Source organism: Streptomyces avidinii, assembly GCF_045161815.1.
Lineage (GTDB): Bacteria > Actinomycetota > Actinomycetes > Streptomycetales > Streptomycetaceae > Streptomyces > Streptomyces avidinii.
This window is the reverse complement of sequence record NZ_CP108863.1, coordinates 3,046,931-3,071,426: the sequence shown is the minus strand read 5'-3', so window position 1 is coordinate 3,071,426 and position 24,496 is coordinate 3,046,931. Positions and strand designations below refer to the sequence as shown.

Here is a 24,496-nt window from a genome sequence, read left to right as displayed (position 1 = left end):
GAACGTGCACGCTATTGTCTGCTAATCCGCTGCACCGGGGGGTGTGGCCGCTGGGGGTAAATGATGACGGAGCACGACATGTCCGACCTTGCCGCGCCTTCGCGCAGGCCGTATCGCGTCGGCTACGCGCCCGGTGCCTACGATCTGTTCCATATCGGCCATCTCAACATCCTTCGGCACGCCCGGAGTCAGTGCGACTATCTGGTCGCCGGTGTGGTCTCCGACGAGATGGCCGAACTCGCCAAGGGCCGCCGCCCGATGATCCCGCTCGTCGAGCGGCTGGAGATCGTCCGCAGCGTCAAGTACGTCGACGCGGCTTTCGTCGAGACGGTCCCCGACAAGGTGGAGACCTGGAAGCAGGTCCGCTTCGACGTCATCTTCAAGGGCGACGACTGGCGCGGCACCCCCAAGGGCGACCGGCTGGAGAAGGACTTCGCCGCCCACGGCGTCGACGTCGTCTACTTCCCCTACACCGTGCACACGTCCAGCACCCAGCTGCGCCGGGCCCTGGACGCGCTCGCGGAACCGGCAGCGGTCCCGGGCCAGGTCACCGGCGAACGGCGCTGAGCTCCCGGAACCACTTCGCGAGGAACGCCAGCAGGAACAGCGCGGCGACCACGCCCAGTCCCGCGTACGCCCAGGCGAACAGCTTCCCGCCGCCGAGCAGTACGAACACCAGGCAGAACACCCCGTAGTCCACGGGCAGCAGGGCCACCGCGCGCGCGGTCGACGGCGCGGCCGCCGGGCTGCCGGGGGCCGGCTTCGGCTTGAGCTTCTCCGTCAGCAGCCCGCCGAAGAAGGTCACCACCGCGGCGAACTGGAAGCCCAGCGGAACCAGCAGCCAGCCGTCCCCGCCCGTCCCGTACGCCTCGGGGAAGCGGTAGAAGGCGATCAGCACACAGGAGTGCAGGGCGGTCAGCTTGGCGGCGTCCACGACGTGGTCGAGCCATTCGCCCGCCGCGCTGCCGCCCCCGCGCAGCCGGGCCAGCTGCCCGTCCGCGGAGTCGAAGGCGAAGCCGACGGCGAGGGCGGCCCACACCGCGATCCCCAGCCCCCACGAGGGCGCGGCCAGCGCGACCGCGGCCACGGCGGCGAAGCTGAAGGCCGCACTGATCAGCGTCACCTGATTCGGGGTGAGCCCCAGCGCGTACGAACCGGCGGCCAGGTACCGGCCGACGGGCCGGTTCACGAACCGGGAGTAGAGCGAAACCCCCTTCGCCGACTTCTGCGCCCCGCGCAGTTCCTGCAGCGCGGTCGTGACTCTGCCCATGCAGGGACCCCCTCCGAGACGATGTCGAACACATCATCGCAGTACGAACGAGGGTGCTGGTTCCGGATGTACGGGTACGTCCGGAACCAGCAGGACGGCCGGGTCGTCCCGGGCCGCCGGTGCTCAGCTCACCACCCTCAGCAGCAGCACCGACCGCGCCGGGACCGTCAGGGTCAGCCCGCCGCGGTGCCGGGTGCCGGGAGCGTCGGACTGGGTCTCCAGGGAGGTGTCCAGGACGACCTCGTACTCCTCCGCCCACGGAGCCCCCGGCAGGACCCACGGCACCGGCCGGTCCCCGGTGTGCAGCAGCACGAGGAAACTGTCGTCCGTCACCTGCCGCCCCCGCTCGTCACGGCCCGGGATGTCCCGCCCCGACAGGTACATCCCCAGCGCGGCGGCCGGCGCGTACCAGTCCCGCTCGGTCATCTCCGCACCCGCCGTGGTGAACCAGGCCAGGTCCCGCAGCCCGTCCGCGCCCTGCGACTGCCCCGAGAAGAACGCCCGCCGCCGCAGCACCGGATGGGCGTGGCGCAGCGAGATCAGCCGGGAGGCCAGGGCGAGGAGGGACCGCCAGGCCGGATCCTCCAGCAGCGACCAGTCCACCCAGCCCGTCTCGTTGTCCTGGCAGTACGCGTTGTTGTTGCCGTCCTGGGTCCGCCCGAACTCGTCGCCGGCCACCAGCATCGGCACGCCCGTGGACAGCAGCAGGGTGGTGAGCAGGTTGCGCAGCTGGCGGCGGCGCAGCACCCCGATCCGGGGATCGTCGCTCTCGCCCTCCGCCCCGCAGTTCCACGACCGGTTGTCATTGGTCCCGTCCCGGTTCGCCTCCCCGTTCGCCTCGTTGTGCTTTCGCTCGTAACTGACCAGGTCGCGCAGGGTGAAACCGTCGTGCGCGGTCACGAAGTTCACCGAGGCGTACGGCCGCCGCCCGCCCCACGCGTACAGGTCGCTCGACCCCGACAGCCGGTACCCGAGATCCCGTACGTCGGGCAGCGCGCCCCTCCAGAAGTCCCGTACGGCGTCCCGGTAGCGGTCATTCCACTCCGTCCACAGCGGCGGGAAGGCGCCCACCTGGTAGCCGCCCGAACCCACGTCCCACGGCTCGGCGATGAGTTTGACCCGCCGCAGCACCGGGTCCTGGGCGATCACCGCGAGGAACGGCGAGAGCATGTCCACGTCGTGCATCGAGCGGGCCAGGGCCGCCGCCAGGTCGAAGCGGAAGCCGTCCACCCCCATCTCGGTGACCCAGTAGCGCAGCGAGTCCGTGATCAGCCGCAGCACGTGCGGGCGGCCCGCGTGCAGGGTGTTCCCGCAGCCCGTGTAGTCGGCGTAGCGCCGCTGGTCGGACTGGAGCCGGTAGTAGCCCCGGTTGTCGATCCCGCGCAGCGACAGCGTGGGACCCAGCTCGCCCGCCTCCGCCGTGTGGTTGTAGACCACGTCGAGGATGACCTCGATCCCGGCCGCGTGCAGGGCCCGGACCATCCGTTTGAACTCCCCGACCTGCTGCCCGGCCGTACCGCTCGACGAGTACCCCGCGTGCGGGGCGAAGTAACCGACCGAGTTGTAGCCCCAGTAGTTGCGCAGCCCCCGGCGCAGCAGGTGGTCCTCGTGCGCGAACTGGTGCACCGGCAGCAGTTCGACCGCCGTCACGCCCAACCCGGTCAGGTGCTCGATCGCCGCCGGGTGCGCGAGGCCCGCGTAGCTGCCGCGCAGTTCCTCGGGAATACCCGGATGGCGCATCGTGAAGCCGCGCACGTGCAGTTCGTAGATCACCGAATCGGCCCACGGGGTCTTCGGCCGGACGTCGTCCGCCCAGTCGTCGTCGTCGTGGACCACCACGCCCTTCGGGACGAACGGCGCCGAGTCCCGGTCGTCGCGCACCGTGTCCGCGATGTACTGCTGCGGCCAGTCCCGGACATGCGCGTACACCTCCGGGGGCAGCGTGAAGTCCCCGTCCACGGCCCGCGCGTACGGGTCCAGGAGCAGCTTCGCCGGGTTGTACCGGGCGCCCGTCCAGGGGTCCCAGCGGCCGTGCACCCGGAATCCGTACCGCTGCCCGGGGCGCACGCCCGGCACGAACCCGTGCCAGATCTCGTGGGTGTGCTCCGTCAGGGCGCAGCGGGTCTCGGCGCCGGCCTCGTCGAACAGGCACACCTCCACCGCCTCCGCGCCCTGTGCCCACAGGGCGAAATTGGTGCCCGCGGTCCCGTCCGGACCGTGGTGGAACCGGGCTCCCAGCGGATGGGAGGACCCCGGCCACACCGGTGCCCCCGGGCGCGCGTGCACCCGTGACACCTGGCCCCTGACCTGGCCGTTCGGCCGCTCCTTCGGCCGCTCGATCGGTCGGCCGTCGATCTGCGGTACGGGCGCGGCCTGGCCGCTCCGCACCGCTCCGACGGCATTGCTGACGGCTTCCACCGCCTCCTGCTCGGCTGCGCTCGACACTGCCCGCCTCCACGGCTCCTGGGTACCGGCGGGGGTAGGGGAGAGTGCGGCCCCGGCGTCCCGGCCTGGGCCCGCCCCCGTCTGGTCCTTCCCACTGTTCTGCCCGGACAGTTCTGCCCGGAACGTCGCCCGCGCTCACGTTTCCCCCGCACCGCCCGGTCGTTGGAGGGATCGTGACACTTCTGACGAGGCGGGCAGGGGCGGGCTTGGCCGCCGTGGCGGCATGGGCGGGCCTGCTGGGCGGCCTGGCCGGATGCACCCAGGACGGCAGGGCCCCGGTCGAGATCCAGCTGCCCGGCAAACCCCGCTCGCCGGACGAGGCCATCCGCATCACCCCCGACGACAACGCGAAGGCGGTGCCCGCCGACGGCCGGCTGTCCGTCACCGTGCCCGAGGGCCGCCTGGAACGGGTCGTGGTCACCAAGGTGGAGGACGCGCAGCAGGAGCAGGTCCCCGGCTCCATCGCCGCCGACGGGCTCAGCTGGAGCCCCGAGCCCGCGTCCGCGCGGCTCGCGCTGGCGGCCAAGTACACCGTGGACGCCGTCGCCCTCGACGGGCACGACCGCCGCCAGGCCCGCCACACCACCTTCACCACCTACGTTCCCGAGGAGCGGTTCATCGGCTACTTCAAGCCCGAGAACCGCTCGACCGTCGGCACCGGGATGATCGTCTCCTTCCGGTTCAGCCGTGCCATCGAGCGCCGCGCCGAAGTGGAGCGGGCCATTTCCGTCACGTCGGATCCGGGCGTGCAGGTCGTCGGCCACTGGTTCGGCCGCGACCGGCTCGACTTCCGGCCCAAGGAGTACTGGAAGTCCGGGACCAGGGTCACCGTGAAGATGGACCTGCGCGACATCGAGGGCGCGCCCGGCTCGTACGGCATCCAGGACAAGACCGTCACCTTCACCGTCGGCCGCTCCCAGGTCTCCACTGTGGACGCGGCCGCGCACACCATGGAGGTCCGCCGGGACGGGCAGCTGGTGTCGACGGTGCCGATCAGCGCCGGGGCGCCCAAGACCACCACCTACAACGGGAAGATGGTGGTGATGGAGATGTTCGACGTCACCCGGATGAACGGCCAGACCGTCGGCTTCGGCGGCGAGTACGACATCCCCGATGTCCCGCACGCCATGCGGCTCACCTCCTCCGGGACCTTCCTGCACGGCAACTACTGGTCCAGCCCCGACAGCTTCGGCACCACCAACCTGAGCCACGGCTGCGTGGGCCTGCGCGACGACAAGGGCGGCGGCTCCGACACCCCCGCCGGCTGGTTCTTCGACCGGACCCTGATCGGGGACGTGGTGGAGGTCGTGAACTCGCAGGACAAGACGGTCGCCCCCGACAACGGGCTGGGCGGCTGGAACATGTCCTGGGCGGACTGGGTCGCCGGGTCCGCCGTCGCCTGAGCGCGGACGGCCCGGGCGCGGCCCGAGCCGCCCCGCTCCGAGCGGCCCCGCCCCCGGTCGAGGGGGGCGGCCGCCGGGGCGCCGTTCCGGGCAGTTGGGACGGAACGGTGACAAGACCGTGGCTCATCGTGATCCCTCCCTGTGATTACCTGTCAACAAGCGCGCGACAGTCCGCGCGCGGGGGACATGGGGAGAACACGAGTGAACCTGCAGCCGATACGCGGCCGCGCCCGCACCGGCCTGCCGGCCCTTCTGCTGGGGGCGGCGCTGCTGTTCACCACCGCGTGCAGTGGCGGTGGCGGAAGTAACGGCAGCGGCAGCGGCGACAACGCCGGGGGCGGCGGCAAGACCGGTACCGAGGCTTCGAAGGCGGTCGTCAGCGTCAAGCCCGACGACGGGGCCAAGGAGGTCGCCACCAGCGGCGTCCTGAAGATAACGAGCACCGGCGGCAAGCTGACCACTGTGACGGTCGCCGACACCAAGGGCAACGCGGTCGAGGGCAAGCTCGCCGACGACGGCGCCAGCTGGGAGCCGGCCCGCCACCTGGCCTCCGCCACCGAGTACAAGGTGCACGCGGTCGCCAAGGACGAGGGCGGCCGGGAGTCCGCCAAGGACACCACCTTCACCACCCTGACCCCGACGAACACCTTCGTGGGCCACTACACCCCCGAGGACGGCTCCACCGTCGGCGTGGGCATGCCGGTCTCGATCAACTTCACCCGGGGGATCACCAACCCGGAGGCCGTCGAGAAGGCCATCACGGTGACGGCCGAGCCGGCCGTGCAGGTCGAGGGCCACTGGTTCGGCAACGACCGCCTGGACTTCCGCCCCGAGAAGTACTGGGCCGCGGGCACCAAGGTCACCGTGAAGCTCGCCCTCGACGGAGTCGAAGGCCGCCCGGGCGTCTACGGCAAGCAGACCCGTACGGTCACCTTCACCGTCGGCCGCTCCCAGGTCTCCACGGTGGACGCCAGCGAGAAGGAGATGCAGGTCGTCCGTGACGGCCAGGTCATCAAGACCCTCCCGATCACCGCGGGCGCCCCGTCGACCACCACCTACAACGGGCAGATGGTCATCAGCGAGAAGTACAAGGTCACCCGCATGAACGGCGCGACCGTGGGCTTCGGCGGCGAGTACGACATCTCCGACGTCCCGCACGCGATGCGCCTGTCGCAGTCGGGCACCTTCGTCCACGGCAACTACTGGGCCTCCGCCGGCACCTTCGGGTCGGCGAACGTCAGCCACGGCTGCGTCGGTCTCAAGGACGTCCGCGGCGCCGGCGACAACAACCAGCCGGCCGCCTGGTTCTTCAACGAGTCCCTGATCGGCGACGTGGTCGTCGTGAAGAACTCCAAGGACAAGCAGATCGCCCCGGACAACGGCCTCAACGGCTGGAACATGGACTGGGCGGAGTGGATCAAGTAAGCGGGTCCCGTACCCCGTGAAGTGGCCCGGTGCTGTGACCCACAGCACCGGGCCACTTCACGTTAACCGGCGCTAACCTGGCCCGTATGACCATCTCTCTCGAAGTCTCCGAAGGCGTCGGCACCATCCGCCTGGACCGGCCGCCCATGAACGCCCTGGACATCGCCACCCAGGACCGGCTGCGCGAGCTCGCCGTGGAGGCGACCGACCGGGCCGACGTCCGCGCGGTCATCATCTACGGCGGCGAGAAGGTGTTCGCGGCGGGCGCGGACATCAAGGAGATGCAGACGATGGACCACGCGGCGATGGTCGCCCGGTCCCGCGCGCTCCAGGACGCCTTCACCGCCGTCGCCCGCATCCCCAAGCCCGTCGTCGCGGCCATCACCGGCTACGCGCTGGGCGGCGGTTGCGAGCTCGCGCTGTGCGCCGACTACCGGATCGCCGCCGACAACGCCAAGCTCGGCCAGCCCGAGATCCTGCTCGGCCTGATCCCGGGCGCCGGCGGCACCCAGCGGCTGTCCCGGCTGGTCGGACCGTCCAAGGCCAAGGACCTGATCTTCACCGGCCGCATGGTCAAGGCCGACGAGGCGCTGACCCTCGGCCTGGTCGACCGGGTGGTGCCCGCCGCCGAGGTGTACGAGCAGGCGCACGCCTGGGCCGCGAAGCTGGCGCAGGGTCCGGCGATCGCGCTGCGCGCCGCCAAGGAGTGCGTGGACGCGGGTCTGGAGGCCGACATCGACACCGGCCTGACCATCGAACGCAACTGGTTCGCGGGCCTGTTCGCCACCGAGGACCGCGAGCGCGGTATGGCCAGTTTCGTCGAAGAGGGCCCGGGCAAGGCGAAGTTTGTCTGAGCAGGGGGCTGCGGCCGAGTGCGGCGGTCCTCCCTGCGGGTGCATTAGCCAGGCCTTAAGGCAACCTTAAGGAGAAACCGTGATCCACTCGCTGTGATCGCTTCCGTGCGCGGTGTCACCGCAGGTCATGGTGTGTGCCGAGGTCCTCTGATTGCCTCCTGCATATGACAGAACACCCCCTTGGATTGGTTGAATCCGGGGGGTGTTTTCCTGTGGAACCGCCCGGGAGGGCGCATCGGCCGTCCATGATGGGTGCATGGCGGGCCTGGAGGGTGTGGAACAGCCGCGGCAGCGCGGCAGCGCTTCGGCGGTACGGCTCACGGCGGCTGTCGAGGACGAACAGGGCCTCAAAGCGCTGGAGTTTTACGGAAATCCGGCCGAGGCGGAAGTGACGTTGCCGTCCATGCCGGAGTCGGCGAGCACCGCGCGCCGGCTCACCCAGTGCGTGGTGATCCGCCTCTGGGGCCTCTCCCCGCAGATCGCCGAGCATGCCGTCCTGCTGGTCTCCGAGCTCGTCGGCAATGCGGTCCGGCACACCGGGGCCCGCTCCTTCGGCTTACGGATGCTGCGGCGCCGCGGCTGGATCCGGGTCGAGGTGCGTGACCCCTCGCGCGGACTGCCCTGCCTGATGCCGGTCCACGAGATGGACACCACGGGCCGGGGCCTCTTCCTCGTCGACAAGCTGTCCGACCGCTGGGGCGCCGATCTGCAGCCGCGCGGGAAGATCACCTGGTTCGAGATGCGGGTCGCCGACCGCCAGAACGCCTGAAGCCCCCGTGCGCCGGATCGGCGTGGGGGGCTTCATGGGTGCGCCGAGGTTCGAAGGGGGTGTGATCCTCGGCGTTGTGACTTCGCTCGGGTCAATGGGGAAGTCGTGCTTCCGACTATGGCAGACGAGGGCCCAAACGCCAAAAGTCCCTACTTGGGCATAAGTGGGCAAATCGTAAGACTTTCTAGCTAAATCCTAGGTGAGGTGGGCCACTCACCTCGCAATCCATGAATAAGCGTCGGCTGCTCTGTGTAAATCGTTGATCACTTAGCGGCCCTACCACCCGGTTGGCCCCTTTGAGTGGACGTACCGAATTGGGTCAATCATTACCATCCGGGTCATCCACCCCTTAAATGGGCAAGTGCTCTCACAACCAGGCCGCCGCGCGGCCCTGCGCGTGGCCCTGCGCGCGGCCGCCCTCCCGGCGGTCGGCGCCGCCGCTGCCGGCCTCACCGCCGCCTGCGGACCGGGCCGGCCCGCCACCGCGTCCTCCGGCCCGCCGCCGGGTCCGGCCCGCCCGGCACAGGCCGCCCCGGCCGCCGCCCCGCGCCGGTTCGCCGGGCAGCCCGTCGAGATCGACCACGGACCGCGCGACCGCCCCCGGGTCGCCCTCACCTTCCACGGCAACGGGGACCCCGCCATCGCACGGTCCGTGCTGGCCGCGGCCGAGAAGGGCGGCGCCCGGATCACCGTCCTCGCCATCGGCTCCTGGCTCGACGCCCATCCGGAGCTGGCCCGCCGCATCCTCGACGGCGGTCACGAGCTCGGCAACCACACCCAGCGCCACCTCGCGATCAACGACATGACCGAGGCGGAGGCGTACGCCGAGATCACCGGCTGCGCCCAGCGGCTCAAGCGGCTCACCGGATCCATCGGCACCTGGTTCCGGCCCTCCCAGACCCAGTACGCGACCCCGCTCGTCCGGAAGCTGGCCCAGCGGGCGGGCTACCCGCACGTGCTCTCGTACGACGTGGACTCCCTCGACTTCACCTCGCCCGGTGCCGCGGCCGTCATCCGCACCGTCATCGGGACGATCCGGCCCGGATCGGTGGTGAGCCTGCACTTCGGCTACGCGGACACGGTCGACGCGATGCCTCCCCTCCTCGAAGAACTCGCGCGCCGCAAACTGCGCGCGGTGACCACCACGGAGCTGCTGACCCCATGACGACCACCCGCCTTCCCCGGACTGCCGGCGTGCTGCTGGCAGGGCTGGTCCTCGCCGCCCTGGCCGGCTGCGGATCAGCCGACAAGGGACCTGCCGAGGCGCTCGGCACCAAGGGCCCGGCCAAGCCGGTCAAGGCCGTGCCGGCCGCCCCGCCCGGTCTGCCCGGCATGCCGCCGCTCCTCGATCCGAACGACGTCTACGCGGCGGACCGGCCGGACAAGCTCTCCCCCGTGGTCAAGGACTTCCCCTCCCGCGTCTACGTGCCGAACACCAACTCCAACACGGTGTCCGTCATCGACCCGGCGACCTACCAGGTCATCGACACCATCCCGGTCGGGGTCCAGCCCCAGCACGTGGTCCCCTCCTGGGACCTGAAGACCCTGTGGGTCAACAACAACCGGGGCCACACGCTCACCCCGATCAACCCGGCCACCGGCGAGGCCGGAAAGCCGGTCGAGGTGCACGACCCGTACAACCTGTACTTCACGCCCAACGGCAAGTACGCGATCGTCATGGCCTCGATGGACAAGGAGCTCGTCTTCCGCGACCCGCACACGATGGACCGGGTGAAGACGGTCCCCGTGACCTGCTACGGCGTCAACCACGCGGACTTCTCCGCGGACGGCCGCTACTTCATCGTGAGCTGCGAGTTCTCCGGCGAACTCCTCAAGGTCGACACCGAGCGGATGGAGGTGGTCGGCCAGCAGAAGCTGCCGTTCGAGGGCGCGATGCCGCAGGACGTCAAGGTCTCCCCGGACGGGAAGACCTTCTACGTCGCGGACATGATGGCGCACGGGATGTGGGTGCTGAGCGGGGACAAGTTCGAGACCCCCAAGCTGCTGCCCACGGGCAAGGGCTGCCACGGCCTCTACGTGAGCCGTGACTCCAAGGAGATGTACGTTTCCAACCGGGGCGAGGGCACCATCTCCGTCTTCAACTTCCCGGAGAACCGGCTCACCAAGAAGTGGACGCTGCCGGACGGCGGCAGCCCCGACATGGGCGGGGTCTCGGCCGACGGCAAGGTGCTGTGGCTGTCGGGCCGCTACAACTCCGAGGTCTACGCGGTCGACACCCGGACCGGCAAGCAGGTCGCCCGGATCCCGGTGGGCGGCGGACCGCACGGTCTCGCCGTCTACCCGCAGCCCGGCCGCTACTCGCTCGGCCACACCGGCATCTTCCGCTGACGGAATCGGGACGGGACCCGAGGAGGGGGCGGAACGGGGCGGCCGCTACCCTGAGCCGGTCAGTAAGGCATCAAGAAGGAGTGGACCCAGTGGCGGACATCGAGAGCGCACGGACGACGTTCGGCAAGTTCGACGTGAACGGTGACGGCTTCGTCACGGCCGACGAGTTCAAGGCGGCCATGGCGGCCATGGGCGACCCGTTCGTCACCGCCCCCGTCGCGGACGCCGTGATCGCCGCCAAGGACGCGAACGGCGACGGCCTGCTGAGCTTCGACGAGTTCTGGGCCTCCCTGAACAAGTAGTCCCTCCCGCTGCCGCCCCGTCCCGGACCGCCGGGGCGGGGCGGCAGCGTGCGTCCCGCCCCGGCGCCCCGCGTACCGGAGTCAGGCCTGCGGGCCGGACATGTCCTCGACCTCGGTGAGGGCCTCCTCCAGCCAGTGCAGCCAGAACGTCTCCAGGGCGATCCCGCCGTGCAGCACGAGCCGGCGCAGCCGGTCCTCCACGGCGTCCCGCCCCGGCGGGAAGTCCTTCTCCTCGATGGCCTCGTACTGTGCGAGCTGGCGCCGGTGCAGCTCCAGGTGGCGCCGCAGCTCGGGGCCGAGCCCCTGCGGCCCCACCACACCCGCGGCGCGGATCCGCAGCAGCAGCGGGTCGCGCATCGGCTTGGGGTCCTGGCTCTCACCGACCCACCGGGCCAGCTCCGCGCCACCGGCCGGCAGCACCTCGTACTCCTTCTTCTGCCCCCGCACGGGCACCTCGCTGGGCAGCTCCCGGATCAGCCCGGCCTCCTCCAGCCGCCCCAGCTCACGGTAGATCTGCTGATGCGTCGCCGACCAGAAGTACCCGATCGACTTGTCGAACCGCCGGGTCAGCTCCAGCCCGGACGAGGGCTTCTCGAGCAGGGCGGTGAGGATGGCGTGGGGGAGCGACATGCGGTCATCCTAGGTTCGCCGCAGTGCGGGCCACGCCGGGGCCGCCTCCGTACGGCCGTCCCCCGGTGGCGGAGGCGGGCCGCCCTGTCCAGGCTGGGGGAGTGGCTGCCGCATACGACTACTCGGACCTGACCGCCCTCTACGTGAACTGCACGCTCAAGCGTTCGCCCGAGACCAGCAACACCGAGGGCCTGATCGACAAGAGCCGCGCGGTCATGGAAGCCGCCGGCGCCCGGACCTCCCTGGTCCGCGCCGTCGACCACGACATCGCGACCGGGGTCTGGCCCGATATGACCGAGCACGGCTGGGAGAGCGACCAGTGGCCGGTCCTCTACAGCCAGGTCATGGACGCCGACATCCTCGTCCTGTGCGGCCCCATCTGGCTCGGCGACAACAGCTCCGTGATGAAGCAGGTCATCGAGCGGCTCTACGCCTGCTCCTCGCTGCTGAACGACCAGGGCCAGTACGCCTACTACGGGCGGGTCGGGGGCGCGCTGATCACCGGCAACGAGGACGGCGTCAAGCACTGCGCCATGAACATCCTCTACAGCCTCCAGCACCTCGGCTACACGATCCCGCCGCAGGCCGACGCGGGCTGGATCGGCGAGGCCGGGCCCGGACCCTCGTACCTGGATCCCGGTTCGGGCGGCCCCGAGAACGACTTCACCAACCGCAACACCGCCTTCATGTCCTGGAACCTCATGCACCTGGCCGCCCTGCTCAAGCGCTCGGGCGGCATCCCGGCGCACGGCAACCAGCGCGCGCAGTGGGACGCGGGCTGCCGCTTCGACTTCCCCAACCCCGAGCACCGCTGAGCCCGCCCCGGAGAGGCACGCAGCCATGCAGCAACTGCTGAGAGTCCAGAACTTCGGTGTCTCGCGCGACGGATTCGGCGCCGGCGAGAACCAGAGCCTGGAGCGGCCGTTCGGTGACGCCGATCCCGGCGCGCTGTTCGCCTGGGCCGGAGCGACGGCGAGCTGGCCCAACCGCACCGACCCCGGAGGAAGCCGCGGCCTCGACGACTACTTCACCCGGGACTTCGCGCACAACATCGGCGCCGAGATCATGGGCCGCAACAAGTTCGGGCCCCAGCGCGGCCCCTGGGCCGATCACGACTGGCGCGGCTGGTGGGGCGAGGAGCCCCCGTTCCACACCCCCGTGTTCGTGATGACCCACCACCCGCGTCCTTCGTTCACGCTCTCCGACACCACGTTCCACTTCGTCGCCGGAGACCCGGCGACGGTCCTCGCCGCGGCGCGGGACGCGGCGCAGGGCAAGGACGTCCGGCTCGGCGGCGGGGCCACCACCGTCCGGGAGTTCCTCGACGCGGACCTCGTCGACACCCTGCACGTGGCGGTCGCGCCGGTGGAGTTCGGATCCGGGGCCAGGCTCTGGGAGTCCCCAGAGGAGCTGCTCGACCGGTTCCACCTCGACGTCGTGCCCAGCCCCAGCGGTGTGAAGCACCACTTGTTCTGGCGGAGGTGAGGGGACGGGGGCCGACGGCGAGGCCCGGGGCGTGGGACGCCCCGGGCCCGGCGGCCGGCGGACCGGCTCAGTGCGCGATGTCCACCACGTACCGCTCCGGCGCGTGCAGGGCGAACGCGCGGTAGTACGGCAGGGTGTCGAAGGCGGCGCCGAAGGTCACGTACCCCTCGTAGTCGCCGGTCAGGGCGATGCCCTTGAGCTTGCTGAGGTTGATCTGCTGGAGCTTGGGGCCCTGGTAGACGTTCCCGCCCGCGTCGTTGTGCGCGGCGGCCGGGTTGAGGCGGATCTCCAGGAAGTACTTCCCGGGCAGCGGCACGGGCTTCCCGGAACCGTCGTAGATCAGCTGGTTGACAGGGGTGACGGTCACCGTGGGGACGTACCCCTGAAGGTCGATGACGATCCGGTCGTACGAGGGGTGCCCGGCCCAGCGGGCATTGACGACGAGCGGGGTCTGGGCCTGTGCCTCGGTGGCGGTGATGGAGGAGGCCGAGGCAGGGGCGGCGAAGGAGAGGCAGGCGGCGAGCAGCGCGCCGGTTGCCAGGGCCATGGACTGCCGGAGACGGGAGTGGATCATGACGTCCCCTCGATTCTCGAGAGACGGGGACTGGTGGCACAGCCTGGGACGCCACTGGGGGCCCCGCGGTTCCGGTTCCGGACGGGGAAGGGCCCGGCGCGAGCGCCGGGCCCTTCCCCGTGTCACGCGGTGTGCGTCAGCACTCGATGACGTTGACCGCGAGGCCGCCGCGGGCGGTCTCCTTGTACTTGACCTTCATGTCGGCGCCGGTCTCCTTCATGGTCTTGATGACCTTGTCGAGGGACACCTTGTGGCTGCCGTCGCCGCGCATCGCCATCCGGGCCGCGGTGACGGCCTTGACGGCCGCCATGCCGTTGCGCTCGATGCACGGGATCTGGACGAGGCCGCCGACCGGGTCGCAGGTCAGACCCAGGTTGTGCTCCATGCCGATCTCGGCCGCGTTCTCGACCTGCTCCGGGGTGCCGCCGAGCACCTCGGCGAGGGCGCCGGCCGCCATCGAGCAGGCGGAGCCCACCTCGCCCTGGCAGCCGACCTCGGCGCCGGAGATCGAGGCGTTCTCCTTGAAGAGCATGCCGATCGCGCCCGCGGCGAGGAGGAAGCGGACCACGCCGTCCTCGTCCGCGCCCGGCACGAAGTTCATGTAGTAGTGCAGCACGGCCGGCAGGACGCCCGCGGCGCCGTTGGTCGGCGCGGTCACGACCCGGCCGCCGGCCGCGTTCTCCTCGTTGACCGCCATCGCGTAGATCGTCGCCCATTCGCTGCGGTGCAGCATCGGGTCGCCCTCGGTGCGCAGCTGGCGCGCCGTGGAGGCGGCCCGGCGCTTGACCCGCAGGCCGCCGGGGAGGATGCCCTCGCGGGACATGCCGCGCGAGACGCAGGACTGCATGACGCGCCAGATCTCCAGGAGGCCCTCGCGGATCTCCTCCTCCGTGCGCCAGGCCTTCTCGTTCTCCAGCATCAGGGAGGAGATCGACAGCCCGGTCTCGTTCGCGAGGCGCAGCATCTCGTCGCCGGAGCGGAAGGGGTACTTCAGCACCGTGTCGTCGAGCTTGATCCGGTCCTCGCCGACCGCGTCCTCGTCCACGACGAAGCCGCCGCCGACCGAGTAGTAGGTCTTCTCCAGCAGCGGGGTGCCCGCGGTGTCGTACGCGAAGAGCGTCATGCCGTTCGCGTGGTACGGCAGGGAGCGCCGGCGGTGCAGGATCAGCTGGTTCGGCTCGTCGAAGGCGATCTCGTGGACGTCACCTATCTCCGCGCCCATAAGCCGCAGCCGGCCGGTCCTGCGGATGCGCTCGACCTCGTCGTCGGCGGTCTCGACGTTCACCGTGCGGGGGGAGTGGCCCTCCAGGCCGAGGAGCACCGCCTTGGGGGTGCCGTGCCCGTGGCCGGTCGCGCCGAGGGACCCGAAGAGCTCGGCCCGGACGGAGGCGGTCTGGGCCAGCACGCCGTCCTTCTTCAGCCGCGTCACGAACATGCGCGCGGCCCGCATCGGACCGACCGTGTGGGAGGAGGAGGGACCGATACCGATGGAGAAGAGATCGAAGACGGAGATGGCCACGGTGGCGGACTCCCTTGTCTGCTCGTGGGGTGGGAGGGGGCAGGAGAGGTGGATTATTCGGATTTTGTCCGGCAGACGAGCTTAACGCGGTGAGGTGAACGCGCCGGCTGCCGGACGAGGTGGGATGTATTACGCGGACGGGTCGGGCGGGTGCCGGTCCGCGGTCCCGGGCCCCGCGCGCCCCGGTGGGGACGGCGCCGGGGCCGTCGGGCGGGGAGAGGGGGCGGGCGGAGCGGTACGGGGAGGTGCGGCCGCGTGAGGCGTGCGGCTGCGTGCGGCTGCGTGGGGAGGAAGACGAAAGGGGCCCGGCCTGTGCGGGAACAAGGCCGGGCCCCTTCGTGGCCGGTGACCGGCCCCCGGCTAGAGCGTCGGGTACAGCGGGAACTTCGCGGCGAGCGCGGAGACGCGAGCCTTCAGGGCCTCGCTGTCGTACGCGGGCTTCAGGGCCTGCGCGATGATCTCGGCGACCTCGGTGAAGGCCTCGGCGTCGAAACCGCGGGTGGCCAGGGCCGGCGTACCGATCCGCAGACCCGAGGTGACCATCGGCGGCCGCGGGTCGTTCGGGATGGCGTTGCGGTTGACCGTGATGCCGACCTCGTGGAGGCGGTCCTCGGCCTGCTGACCGTCCAGCTCGGAGTTGCGCAGGTCGACCAGGACCAGGTGCACGTCGGTGCCACCGGTGAGGACGTCCACGCCCACGGCCTTGACGTCGTCCTGGACCAGGCGGGCGGCGAGGATCTTCGCACCCTCCAGGGTGCGCTCCTGGCGCTCCTTGAACTCGGGCGAGGCCGCGACCTTGAAGGAGACCGCCTTGGCCGCGATCACGTGCTCCAGCGGGCCGCCCTGCTGACCCGGGAAGACCGCGGAGTTGATCTTCTTGGCCAGCTCCTGCGTCGACAGGATGACACCGCCGCGCGGACCGCCGAGGGTCTTGTGCGTGGTCGTGGTGACGACGTGGGCGTGCGGCACCGGGTTCGGGTGCAGACCCGCGGCGACCAGGCCGGCGAAGTGCGCCATGTCGACCATCAGGTACGCGCCGACCTCGTCCGCGATGCGGCGGAAGGCGGCGAAGTCCAGCTGGCGCGGGTAGGCGGACCAGCCGGCGACGATCAGCTGCGGCTTGGACTCCTTGGCGAGGCGCTCGACCTCGGCCATGTCCACCTCGCCGGTCTCGTCGACGTGGTACGGGACCACGTTGTAGAGCTTGCCGGAGAAGTTGATCTTCATGCCGTGGGTCAGGTGACCGCCGTGGGCCAGGTTGAGGCCCATGATCGTGTCGCCCGGCTTCAGCAGCGCGAACATCGCGGCGGCGTTGGCCTGCGCACCGGAGTGCGGCTGGACGTTCGCGGCCTCGGCGCCGAACAGTGCCTTGATGCGGTCGATCGCGATCTGCTCGACCACGTCGACGTGCTCGCAGCCACCGTAGTAACGGCGGCCCGGGTAGCCCTCGGCGTACTTGTTGGTCAGGACCGAACCCTGGGCCTCCATGACGGCGACCGGAGCGAAGTTCTCCGACGCGATCATTTCCAGGGTGGACTGCTGGCGTACGAGCTCGGCGTCGACAGCGGCGGCGACGTCCGGGTCGAGCTCGTGGAGCGGGGTGTTCAGTACAGACATCAGGATCCCCTGGGGTGTCAGTTACCGGCGGTGAGCTTGGCGTACTCCTCGAAGGAGAGCGTGTCCTTCGGCTCCTCCGAGAGGCGGACCTTGAAGAGCCAGCCACCCTCGAACGGGGCGGTGTTCACGAGCGCCGGGTCCTCCACGACGTCCTGGTTGGCCTCGACGATCTCACCGGTGACCGGGGAGTACAGGTCGCTGACCGACTTCGTCGACTCCAGCTCGCCGCAGGTCTCGCCCTCGGTCACGGTGTCGCCGACCTCGGGGAGCTGGGCGTAGACGACGTCACCGAGCGCGTTGGCCGCGAACTCCGTGATGCCGACCGTCGCGACGCCGTCCACGGCGTCCGACAGCCACTCGTGCTCCTTGGTGTAACGCAGCTTCTCGGGGTTGCTCATGACCTGATTCTCCTGGATGCGGGGGAGTGGATACGAACTGTGGTCTTGGGTACTGAGACGGCGCCGTACGGGTTCCCGTACGGCGGACGTGGTACGTGGGGTTACTTCTGCCGCTTGTAGAACGGCAGCGCCACGACCTCGTACGGCTCATGCGTACCGCGAATGTCGACGCCTACGCCGGAGGTACCGGGCGCGGCGTGCGCCGCGTCCACGTACGCCATCGCGATCGGCTTGCCCAGCGTCGGGGACGGGGCGCCGGAGGTGACCTCGCCGATGACCTGACCGTCGGCGACGACCGGGAACCCGGCGCGCGGAACGCGGCGGCCCTCGGCGATCAGACCGACCAGCTTGCGCGGCGGGTTGGTGGCGGCACGCTCGGCGGCGGCCTCCAGCGCGGCGCGGCCGACGAAGTCCCCCTCCTTCTCGAACTTCACGACCCGGCCCAGGCCCGCGTCGAACGGGGTGAGGGAGGTGGTCAGCTCGTGCCCGTACAGCGGCATGCCCGCTTCCAGGCGCAGGGTGTCGCGGCAGGACAGGCCGGCCGGGACCAGGCCGACGCCCTCGCCGGCCTTGGTCAGCGCCTGCCACAGCTCGACGGCGTGCTCGGGGGAGACGAACAGCTCGAAGCCGTCCTCGCCCGTGTAGCCCGTACGCGCGATCAGCGCGGGCACGCCCGCGACGGTGCCCGGCAGGCCGGCGTAGTACTTGAGGCCGTCCAGGTCGGCGTCGGTCAGGGAGGCCAGGATGCCGGGGGACTCCGGACCCTGCACCGCGAGCAGCGCGTACGCGTCGCGGTCGTCGCGGACCTCGGTGTCGAAGCCGGCGGCACGCTCGGTCAGGGCGTCCAGGACGACCTGGGCGTTGGAGGCGTTGGCGACGACCATGTACTCGGTCTCGCCGAGGCGGTAGACGATCAGGTCGTCGACGATCCCGCCGTCCTCCTGACAGATGTGCGTGTAGCGGGCGCGGCCGACACCGACGGTGGAGATGTTGCCGACCAGCGCGTGGTCCAGGGCCTTGACGGCCTCCGGGCCGGTCAGTGTGATCTCGCCCATGTGGGAGAGGTCGAAGAGACCGGCCTTCGTACGGACGGCGTTGTGCTCGTCGCGCTCGCTGGCGTACCGCAGCGGCATGTCCCAGCCCGCGAAGTCGGTCATGGTCGCACCGAGCGAGCGGTGCAGCGCATCGAGGGCGGTCAGGCGGGGGGCAGTGCTCATGGGTGTGGCTCCCGGGTCCCAGGGCATCGACATGACATGACGAGGACGTTCCTCCCCATCTGTCATCGGAACCTGAGAGGTTCGCCGAGAGTTCCGCCGATCAGCAGATCGCCGGGTCTCATCGACTTGCACCTTGGGTGGAGCTGCGCAGCAGCTCGCTTTTCAGATCTGCCTCATCCACGCGGTACGGGGCCTGAGAGATTCAAGGGAGGTTCTTGCTCCTTCGGCGCCCGCGCACGGCCTTGCGGCGTGCCGGGACTCTCCCGCGCGGATTCAAGCGGCCGGTATGCAGTTGGTCCAGATGGCGCACATCATTGCACGCCATGCCCGGCATCGGGCGGTGGGGGCCGAAAGTTCGTACGGCCCTCCGAAGGGTCCGACCGGAACCGGCGCCGCCGGATTACCGTCTCTTTACACTCAGTGGGCAAGGGTCCTGGCGACCCGATTCGGGGGAGGCGAACACTGTGCGGAGATTCGGAGTGGTGACGACGACGGGAACCGTGGAGGCGGTGCCGGCGCAGCGGGGCGCGCAGGGCCGCAGGAAGGCGGCCGACGCCGGCCTCGGCCTCGTGCGCGACCTGCGCGGCCCCGCCGTGCGCACCCCCCAGCCGCTCGGCTTCGCGGCCGGGGACATCGTCGTGGTGTCCGGCCTGCCCGGCGGCGGCAAGAGCACCCTGATCAAGCGGGCGGCCGCCGAGGGCGGGGCCGTCGACTCCCAGGACACCCGCGAACGCTGGGAGCGGAGCATGCCCGCCGCCCTCCCGTACGCGGTGTACCGGCCGCTGGTGCGCGCCGCGCACTACTGGGGGCTGTGGCGGATCCTGCGCTCAGGGGCCTCCGTGGTCGTCCACGACTGCGGTACGCAGAGCTGGGTACGGGGGCTGCTCGCGGCCGCCGCCCGCCGCCGGGGCCGGTCGCTGCACCTGCTCCTGCTGGACAGCAGCCCCGAGGAGGCCCTCTCCGGGCAGGCCGCGCGCGGCCGCCGGGTGTCCGTGTACGCCTTCGCCCGCCACCGCGGTGCGGTGGCCCGCCTGCTCCGCGAGGCCGAAGCGGGGCGCCCGCCCGCGGGCTGCGCCTCGGCGACCCTGCTGGACCGACGCTCGGCCGCAGCCGTGACCGGGATCCACTTCCACGGCTGAGCCGCCGGCGGGCCGGACGATCGGGCCCCGACGGCGTTCGAGGCACGGGGTCCGGGGGCGGCCCCCGGCAGCGGTGCGGCACGCCGGGCCGGTACCCTGCGGGGCGACACGCGGCGGGATCACGGAGGCACGGGACATGCAGGGCAGCGGCTGGCCGGGGAATGAGCTGGAGCAGGTGCTCGGGGCGGCGCTCGGGCAGCCGGACGCCGGCGGGCGGATCCTCGAGGTCCTCGGGCGCAGCCAGGTGTGGGTGCCCCTGCCGGGCGGCGCCACACAGGCGACGGGCGGGCTCGACCTGCCCACCATGGACATCGGCGGGGCGGCGTACGTGCCCGTCTACAGCTCCGAGGCCCAGTTCCTCGCCTGCGTCGGCCCCGGCATGGACTTCGCGGTGGCGCCCGCCGTCGAGTTCGCCCGCGGCCTGCCCCCGCAGCTCGGCATCGCCCTCAACCCCGAGGGCGCCGTCGGCGTACCGCTCCCGCCGCCCGCCGTCGCCGAGCTCTGCCGTACCGGACGGACCCTGCTCGACGGCCCCGCCACCGGCGGCCGCGTCCGGCTCTACGAGCCCGACTGGCAGGACGATCCGGTGGACTTCCTGGCCGCCGCCACCGAGGAGTTCCGTGCCACCGGGGTGGTCGCCGCGGCGCACCGCTGCCTCGCCAGCGTCGAGGGCGGGGCGCCCCAGCTGTTCATCGGTGTCCGCCTGGTGGGATGGGAACCGGAGATGCAGGGCGCGCCGATGGAGGCCCTCGGACGGGCCCTGACGCGCGTCCCGCCGCAGTGGCCCGTGCAGTTGATCCTGCTGGATGCGGTCCAGGACCCGGTCACGGACTGGATTCGTGAGCGCGTACGCCCCTTCTACGTCCCGTAGGGCCGCTTAAGCTGGTTACATCTCCTGGCCGCACGCGTGATGCCGGTTCGGAGGGCACGCGTGGAGCGACGGGCGGACGAAGAGGGGTTCCGGGTGAGTGCGTCAGGCACGGCCGCGGCCGGGCAGGTCGAGCACATGATGCGCCAGGTGACTCCCGGGCGCTACGAGAGTTACGAGTCACTCCTGCATGCCCTCTCCGAGGGCCGGCTGTGGATGCTGCTCTGGCAGGGGCAGCCGGGCTCCCCGGACGCCCAGTACGGCGGCATGGAGGTCGAGAGCCTCGGTTACGCGCCCTGCGTCACCTCCCCCCAGGAGCTGGCCGCCAGCGGCTGGAACCGGGGCTACGAGGTGGTCACCGGGCGGGACATCGCCCGCGCGCTGTACCCGGACCGCTGGGGCCTGTGGCTCAACCCGCACGCCCAGGGGGGCGGCCTCGGCGTGCCCTGGGCCGACCTGCGACGGATCGCCACCGGCCTGGAGCGGATGCCGGCCGGCCCGCTGCGCCTGTCCGAGCCCGCGATCGAGCTGCCGCAGTTCTACGGGCTGCTGACCCAGCACGCGCACCGCACCCCGGCCGTCCGGTCGCTGCGCCGCGCCTGGGTGCAGCCCGCGCTTGGCTCGCCGTACCTCGCGGTCGGGCTCGACCTGTACGACGCCTCCGCGCCCGCGCTGGAATCCGTACGGGAGATGATGCGCCAGTCGGTCGGGGTGGTCCCCGAGGGGGTCCCGGTGTGCACGGTCGCGCTCGCGGACGAGCACGACCCCGTGGCCATGTGGCTGCGCGCGCAGACCCGCCCCTTCTACGACCGCGAGGGCCAGGCTCCGGCGTACTGACCCGGGCATCGCGCGATATCCCGCATATTGAGACATCCATCTCGAAGGCCGCACCGGTCCCATCGGTGCGGCCTTCGGCATATCCGGTGAATCCGCACAAGATCCATGCCTGAAGGGGTAGTTGGGTCGGATGTCCGTTCCGTGCCGAACGGGCGGTGTTTCACCGCTCAACAGATCCCGGGGTTCGGATAACGGAAGGTGTAGGCGTAGATCACGGTTGCGCATCACATCCCCGGCAGGTCTGGCGGGCGCTCGAGAGGGCGTTGAAGACTCCACCCCACCGAAGGCCGGTCCATCTCGCAAGCGCCAGCTCTTCACGTGCACTTCAGGCACATTTCTCGCCAATCGCACCACCAGCGACGCCGATTGAACCAAGCCGCCACAGCGGCGGGCATGGGCCGGCCACCGTCGGCCGAGAGGGGTCCCCACCACGATGACGGCACCACTGCACGACACCAGCGCGGCCGAGCCCGCGGCCGTGGCCACCCCCGAGGTTCCGCAGAAGGCGATCGAGGGCCGCTCCCCGTGGCAGATCGCCTGGCTGCGGCTGAAGCGCGACAAGGTCGCGCTGGCCGGCGGCGTCATCGTGCTGCTGCTGATCCTCGTCGCGATCTTCGCGCCGCTGATCGTCAAGGCCCTCGGGCACCCGCCGGAGGAGCTGCACGAGGACCTCCTCGACCCGCTGCTCGGCCTGCCGGTCGGCGACTGGGGCGGCATGAGCGGCGACTTCCTGCTCGGCATCGAGCCGGTCAACGGCCGCGACGTCTTCAGCCGGATCGTCTACGGCGCCCGGATCTCGCTGCTCGTGGCCTTCCTGTCCGCCTTCGTGGCGGTTTCGCTGGGAACCTTCTTCGGCATCATCGCCGGCTACTTCGGCGGCTGGGTCGACGCGGCCATCAGCCGGGTCATGGACCTGCTGCTGGCCTTCCCGCAGCTGCTCTTCATCATCGCGCTGATCTCCGTCATCCCCAACAAGCTGTGGGGCTTCGAGGGATCGGGCCTGCGCATCGCCGTACTGGTGCTGGTCATCGGATTCTTCGGCTGGCCGTACATCGGCCGGATCGTCCGCGGCCAGACCCTGTCGCTGCGCGAGCGCGAGTACGTGGAGGCCGCCCGCAGCCTCGGCGCCGGCCGCTTCTACATCCTCTTCCGCGAACTGCTCCCGAACCTGGTGGCGCCCATCACCGTCTACGCGACGCTGATGATCCCCACCAACGTGCTGACCGAGGCGGCCCTCAGCTTCCTCGGAGTCGGCGTCAAGCCGCCCACGCCGTCCTGGGGAGAAACCCTCTCCACGGCCGTGCGTACCTACGAGGACGATCCGCTCTTCATGATCTTCCCCGGCGTGGCGATCTTCATCACCGTGCTGGCCTTCAACCTCTTCGGCGACGGCGTCCGTGACGCCCTCGACCCGAAGGGCTCCCGCTAGCCGACGCAGGGCCAACCAGGAACCGGCTTCGTGCCGTACGTACACCGGAACTACAACGGAGGGTTGCGAGCATCGTGACTACCCATCGCACGTCGAAGCGCAGACTTGCTGCCGGCACGGCCGTCGTGCTCGCGGTCATGCTGACCGCGACCGCCTGTGGCGGAGACGGCTCCAAGGACGAGAAGGCGACCGCCGGCGGCGGTGCCTTCAACGCCGGCATCGACAAGGTCTCCAACGCGTCGGACAAGAAGGGCGGCGAACTCAAGTTCGTCGGTACCCAGGACGCCGACTCGTGGGACCCGCAGCGCGGCTACTACGGCTTCATGTGGGACTTCTCCCGCTACTACACGCGCCAGCTGGTCAGCTTCAAGCCCGCCCCCGGTCAGCAGAGCACCGAGCTCATCCCGGACCTCGCCACCGCCAAGGCCGAGATCAGCGACGGCGGCAAGACCTACAAGTACACCCTGAAGGACAACGTGACCTGGGAGGACGGCTCGCCCGTCACGGCCCAGGAGATCAAGTACGGCATCGAGCGCACCTGGGCGCAGGACGTCATCTCCGGCGGTCCGGTCTACATCCAGCAGGTCCTGGACCCGAAGGCCGAGTACCCCGGCCCGTACAAGGACACCGCCCCGGACAAGCTCGGCCTGAAGGCGATCGAGACCCCGGACGCGAAGACCATCATCTTCAAGCTCCCGACGCCCAACGGTGACTTCGAGCAGATGCTGGCCATGCCGGCGGCGAGCCCGGTCAAGCAGGACAAGGACACCGCGGCCAAGTACGGCCTGAAGCCCTTCTCCAACGGCCCGTACAAGATCGACTCGTACGAGCCCAACAAGAGCATGAAGCTCTCGCGCAACGAGAACTTCAAGGCCGACTCGGACACCATCCGCAAGGCGCTCCCGGACACCATCTCGGTCACGTTCATGGCGAACGCGGACGACATGGACAAGCGCCTGATGAACGGCGAGTTCGACGTCGACATCAACGCGACCGGCATCGGCCAGGCGGCCCGCGCCACCGCGCTGAAGGACCACAAGGGCAACCTCGACAACGGTCAGACGGGCTTCATCCGGTACGCGGTGATGCCGCAGACCGTCGCCCCGTTCGACAACATCGAGTGCCGCAAGGCCGTCATCCACGCGGCCGACAAGAAGTCCCTGCAGACCGCCCGCGGCGGCCCGCAGGCCGGTGGCGACATCGCCCCCAACATGCTCCCGCTGGGCATCAAGGGCTCCGACGCCAAGTACGACCCGTTCGAGGTCCTGCAGAACGACGGCAAGCCGAACCTGGAGAAGGCCAAGGCCGCGCTGAAGGCCTGTGGCAAGGAGAGCGGCTTCAAGACCACCATCGCGGTCCGCAACAACAAGCCGGTCGAGGTCGCGACCGCCGTCTCGCTGCAGAACGCCCTCAAGCAGGTCGGCATCGAGGCCGACGTCGACCAGTTCGACGGCGCCCAGCACTCCGGGATCATCGGTTCGCCGAAGGTCGTCAAGGAGAAGAACTACGGCATCATCATCATGGGCTGGGGCGCCGACTTCCCGACCGGTCAGGGCTTCTCCCAGCCGCTGGTCGACGGTCGCTTCATCCTGCAGAGCGGCAACAACAACTACTCCGAGCTCAACGACCCGGCGATCAACAAGCTGTTCGACGACGCCATCGCGGAGACCGACCCGACCAAGGCCGGCGAGATCTACAAGCAGATGAACCAGAAGGTCTCCGAGGCCGCGGTCTACCTGCCCTTCGTCTTCGACAAGACGATCACCTGGCGCAGCACCCGGCTGACGAACGCCTACACCACCGACGCCTACAACGGCCGCTACGACTACGCCTCGCTCGGTGTCGTGAAGTAACCGTCCGTCCGTCCAGTTCAGTGTTCCAGTGCCACACCCGCTAGGCACGAAGGGCAGGTGATGGCCGCGGTTACGGCTTGGGGGCGCTCTCCGGAAGGGGGCGCCCCCGGGCC

General features: G+C 70.4%; 23 protein-coding genes and 1 riboswitch. Of the genes, 15 read left to right on the top strand and 8 right to left on the bottom strand.

Annotated features, from left to right (window positions below; translation table 11 throughout):
- The first annotated feature begins 78 nt into the window (after positions 1-78).
- Positions 79-567, top strand: a complete 489-nt coding sequence (locus tag OG373_RS13230; RefSeq protein ID WP_189972969.1) for an adenylyltransferase/cytidyltransferase family protein — start codon at positions 79-81, stop codon at positions 565-567.
- Here the strand turns inward: OG373_RS13230 and OG373_RS13225 are convergent.
- Positions 548-1,270, bottom strand: coding sequence for a CDP-alcohol phosphatidyltransferase family protein (locus OG373_RS13225; protein ID WP_405438363.1), 723 nt, complete (start codon positions 1,268-1,270; stop codon positions 548-550). The two genes, OG373_RS13230 and OG373_RS13225, sit on opposite strands and share 20 nt — an antisense overlap.
- A 123-nt stretch (positions 1,271-1,393) precedes the next feature.
- Positions 1,394-3,565, bottom strand: coding sequence for a glycogen debranching protein GlgX (glgX, locus tag OG373_RS13220; RefSeq protein WP_405444036.1), 2,172 nt, complete (start codon positions 3,563-3,565; stop codon positions 1,394-1,396).
- A gap of 332 nt (positions 3,566-3,897) precedes the next feature.
- Here glgX and OG373_RS13215 point away from each other — a divergent pair, with 332 nt between their 5' ends.
- The 7 genes from OG373_RS13215 to OG373_RS13185 all read left to right on the top strand — a co-directional run bounded on the left by OG373_RS13215 (position 3,898) and on the right by OG373_RS13185 (position 10,817).
- Positions 3,898-5,118, top strand: a complete 1,221-nt coding sequence (locus OG373_RS13215; protein WP_405444034.1) for an Ig-like domain-containing protein — start codon at positions 3,898-3,900, stop codon at positions 5,116-5,118.
- 186 nt (positions 5,119-5,304) lie between these two features.
- Positions 5,305-6,543, top strand: a complete 1,239-nt coding sequence (locus tag OG373_RS13210; protein ID WP_405438361.1) for an Ig-like domain-containing protein — start codon at positions 5,305-5,307, stop codon at positions 6,541-6,543.
- Positions 6,544-6,629: 86 nt separating this feature from the next.
- The gene (locus tag OG373_RS13205) at positions 6,630-7,397 is read left to right on the top strand and encodes an enoyl-CoA hydratase/isomerase family protein (RefSeq protein ID WP_405438359.1); all 768 of its coding nucleotides are present in this window, start codon (positions 6,630-6,632) and stop codon (positions 7,395-7,397) included.
- 256 nt (positions 7,398-7,653) lie between these two features.
- On the top strand, positions 7,654-8,166 hold the full coding sequence (locus OG373_RS13200) for an ATP-binding protein (RefSeq protein ID WP_405438357.1): 513 nt from the start codon (positions 7,654-7,656) through the stop codon (positions 8,164-8,166).
- A 361-nt stretch (positions 8,167-8,527) separates the two neighbouring features.
- Entirely contained in the window at positions 8,528-9,331 is an 804-nt protein-coding gene (locus OG373_RS13195; protein ID WP_405438355.1) for a polysaccharide deacetylase family protein, read from the top strand.
- Positions 9,328-10,515: a YncE family protein gene (locus tag OG373_RS13190; RefSeq protein ID WP_405438354.1), complete on the top strand. Its 1,188-nt coding sequence runs from the start codon at positions 9,328-9,330 to the stop codon at positions 10,513-10,515. Before OG373_RS13195 ends, OG373_RS13190 begins: the two co-directional genes overlap by 4 nt.
- Positions 10,516-10,604: 89 nt before the next feature.
- A complete protein-coding gene (locus tag OG373_RS13185) occupies positions 10,605-10,817 on the top strand; it encodes an EF-hand domain-containing protein (RefSeq protein ID WP_397732536.1) in 213 nt (70 codons plus the stop codon).
- Positions 10,818-10,898: 81 nt separating this feature from the next.
- Here OG373_RS13185 and OG373_RS13180 read toward each other — a convergent pair whose 3' ends face one another.
- The gene (locus OG373_RS13180) at positions 10,899-11,447 is read right to left on the bottom strand and encodes a PadR family transcriptional regulator (protein WP_189972976.1); all 549 of its coding nucleotides are present in this window, start codon (positions 11,445-11,447) and stop codon (positions 10,899-10,901) included.
- Between the two features lie 101 nt (positions 11,448-11,548).
- Between OG373_RS13180 and OG373_RS13175 the strand changes: the two genes are divergently transcribed.
- On the top strand, positions 11,549-12,262 hold the full coding sequence (locus OG373_RS13175) for a flavodoxin family protein (RefSeq protein ID WP_398665096.1): 714 nt from the start codon (positions 11,549-11,551) through the stop codon (positions 12,260-12,262).
- A gap of 25 nt (positions 12,263-12,287) precedes the next feature.
- A complete protein-coding gene (locus OG373_RS13170; protein WP_405438351.1) occupies positions 12,288-12,932 on the top strand; it encodes a dihydrofolate reductase family protein in 645 nt (214 codons plus the stop codon).
- Positions 12,933-12,999: 67 nt separating this feature from the next.
- Here the strand turns inward: OG373_RS13170 and OG373_RS13165 are convergent, their stop codons facing one another.
- The 5 genes from OG373_RS13165 to gcvT form a co-directional block, all read right to left on the bottom strand.
- On the bottom strand, positions 13,000-13,506 hold the full coding sequence (locus tag OG373_RS13165) for a hypothetical protein (RefSeq protein ID WP_405438349.1): 507 nt from the start codon (positions 13,504-13,506) through the stop codon (positions 13,000-13,002).
- A gap of 136 nt (positions 13,507-13,642) precedes the next feature.
- Positions 13,643-15,025 (bottom strand): L-serine ammonia-lyase, encoded by a 1,383-nt coding sequence (locus OG373_RS13160; protein WP_405438348.1) that lies wholly within the window; start codon positions 15,023-15,025, stop codon positions 13,643-13,645.
- A 360-nt stretch (positions 15,026-15,385) separates the two neighbouring features.
- Positions 15,386-16,642, bottom strand: a complete 1,257-nt coding sequence (glyA, locus tag OG373_RS13155; protein WP_030763890.1) for a serine hydroxymethyltransferase — start codon at positions 16,640-16,642, stop codon at positions 15,386-15,388.
- A 17-nt stretch (positions 16,643-16,659) separates the two neighbouring features.
- Positions 16,660-17,040 carry a glycine cleavage system protein GcvH gene (gene gcvH / locus OG373_RS13150; protein ID WP_189972982.1) on the bottom strand — a complete coding sequence of 127 codons (381 nt, stop codon included), beginning with the start codon at positions 17,038-17,040 and terminating at the stop codon, positions 16,660-16,662.
- A gap of 101 nt (positions 17,041-17,141) precedes the next feature.
- Positions 17,142-18,257 (bottom strand): glycine cleavage system aminomethyltransferase GcvT, encoded by a 1,116-nt coding sequence (gene gcvT / locus OG373_RS13145; protein WP_189972983.1) that lies wholly within the window; start codon positions 18,255-18,257, stop codon positions 17,142-17,144.
- Positions 18,258-18,429: 172 nt separating this feature from the next.
- Positions 18,430-18,533: riboswitch (glycine riboswitch) on the bottom strand.
- Between the two features lie 206 nt (positions 18,534-18,739).
- Between gcvT and OG373_RS13140 the strand changes: the two genes are divergently transcribed.
- From OG373_RS13140 to OG373_RS13120, 5 genes are all read left to right on the top strand, one after another.
- A complete protein-coding gene (locus OG373_RS13140; RefSeq protein ID WP_405438345.1) occupies positions 18,740-19,396 on the top strand; it encodes an AAA family ATPase in 657 nt (218 codons plus the stop codon).
- 136 nt (positions 19,397-19,532) lie between these two features.
- Positions 19,533-20,267 carry an enhanced serine sensitivity protein SseB gene (locus OG373_RS13135; RefSeq protein WP_405438344.1) on the top strand — a complete coding sequence of 245 codons (735 nt, stop codon included), beginning with the start codon at positions 19,533-19,535 and terminating at the stop codon, positions 20,265-20,267.
- Positions 20,268-20,360: 93 nt separating this feature from the next.
- Positions 20,361-21,101 carry an enhanced serine sensitivity protein SseB C-terminal domain-containing protein gene (locus OG373_RS13130; RefSeq protein WP_405438342.1) on the top strand — a complete coding sequence of 247 codons (741 nt, stop codon included), beginning with the start codon at positions 20,361-20,363 and terminating at the stop codon, positions 21,099-21,101.
- A 433-nt stretch (positions 21,102-21,534) separates the two neighbouring features.
- Positions 21,535-22,530 carry an ABC transporter permease gene (locus tag OG373_RS13125; protein WP_397732520.1) on the top strand — a complete coding sequence of 332 codons (996 nt, stop codon included), beginning with the start codon at positions 21,535-21,537 and terminating at the stop codon, positions 22,528-22,530.
- A gap of 74 nt (positions 22,531-22,604) precedes the next feature.
- Positions 22,605-24,383: an ABC transporter substrate-binding protein gene (locus tag OG373_RS13120; protein WP_405438340.1), complete on the top strand. Its 1,779-nt coding sequence runs from the start codon at positions 22,605-22,607 to the stop codon at positions 24,381-24,383.
- Positions 24,384-24,496: the final 113 nt, after the last annotated feature.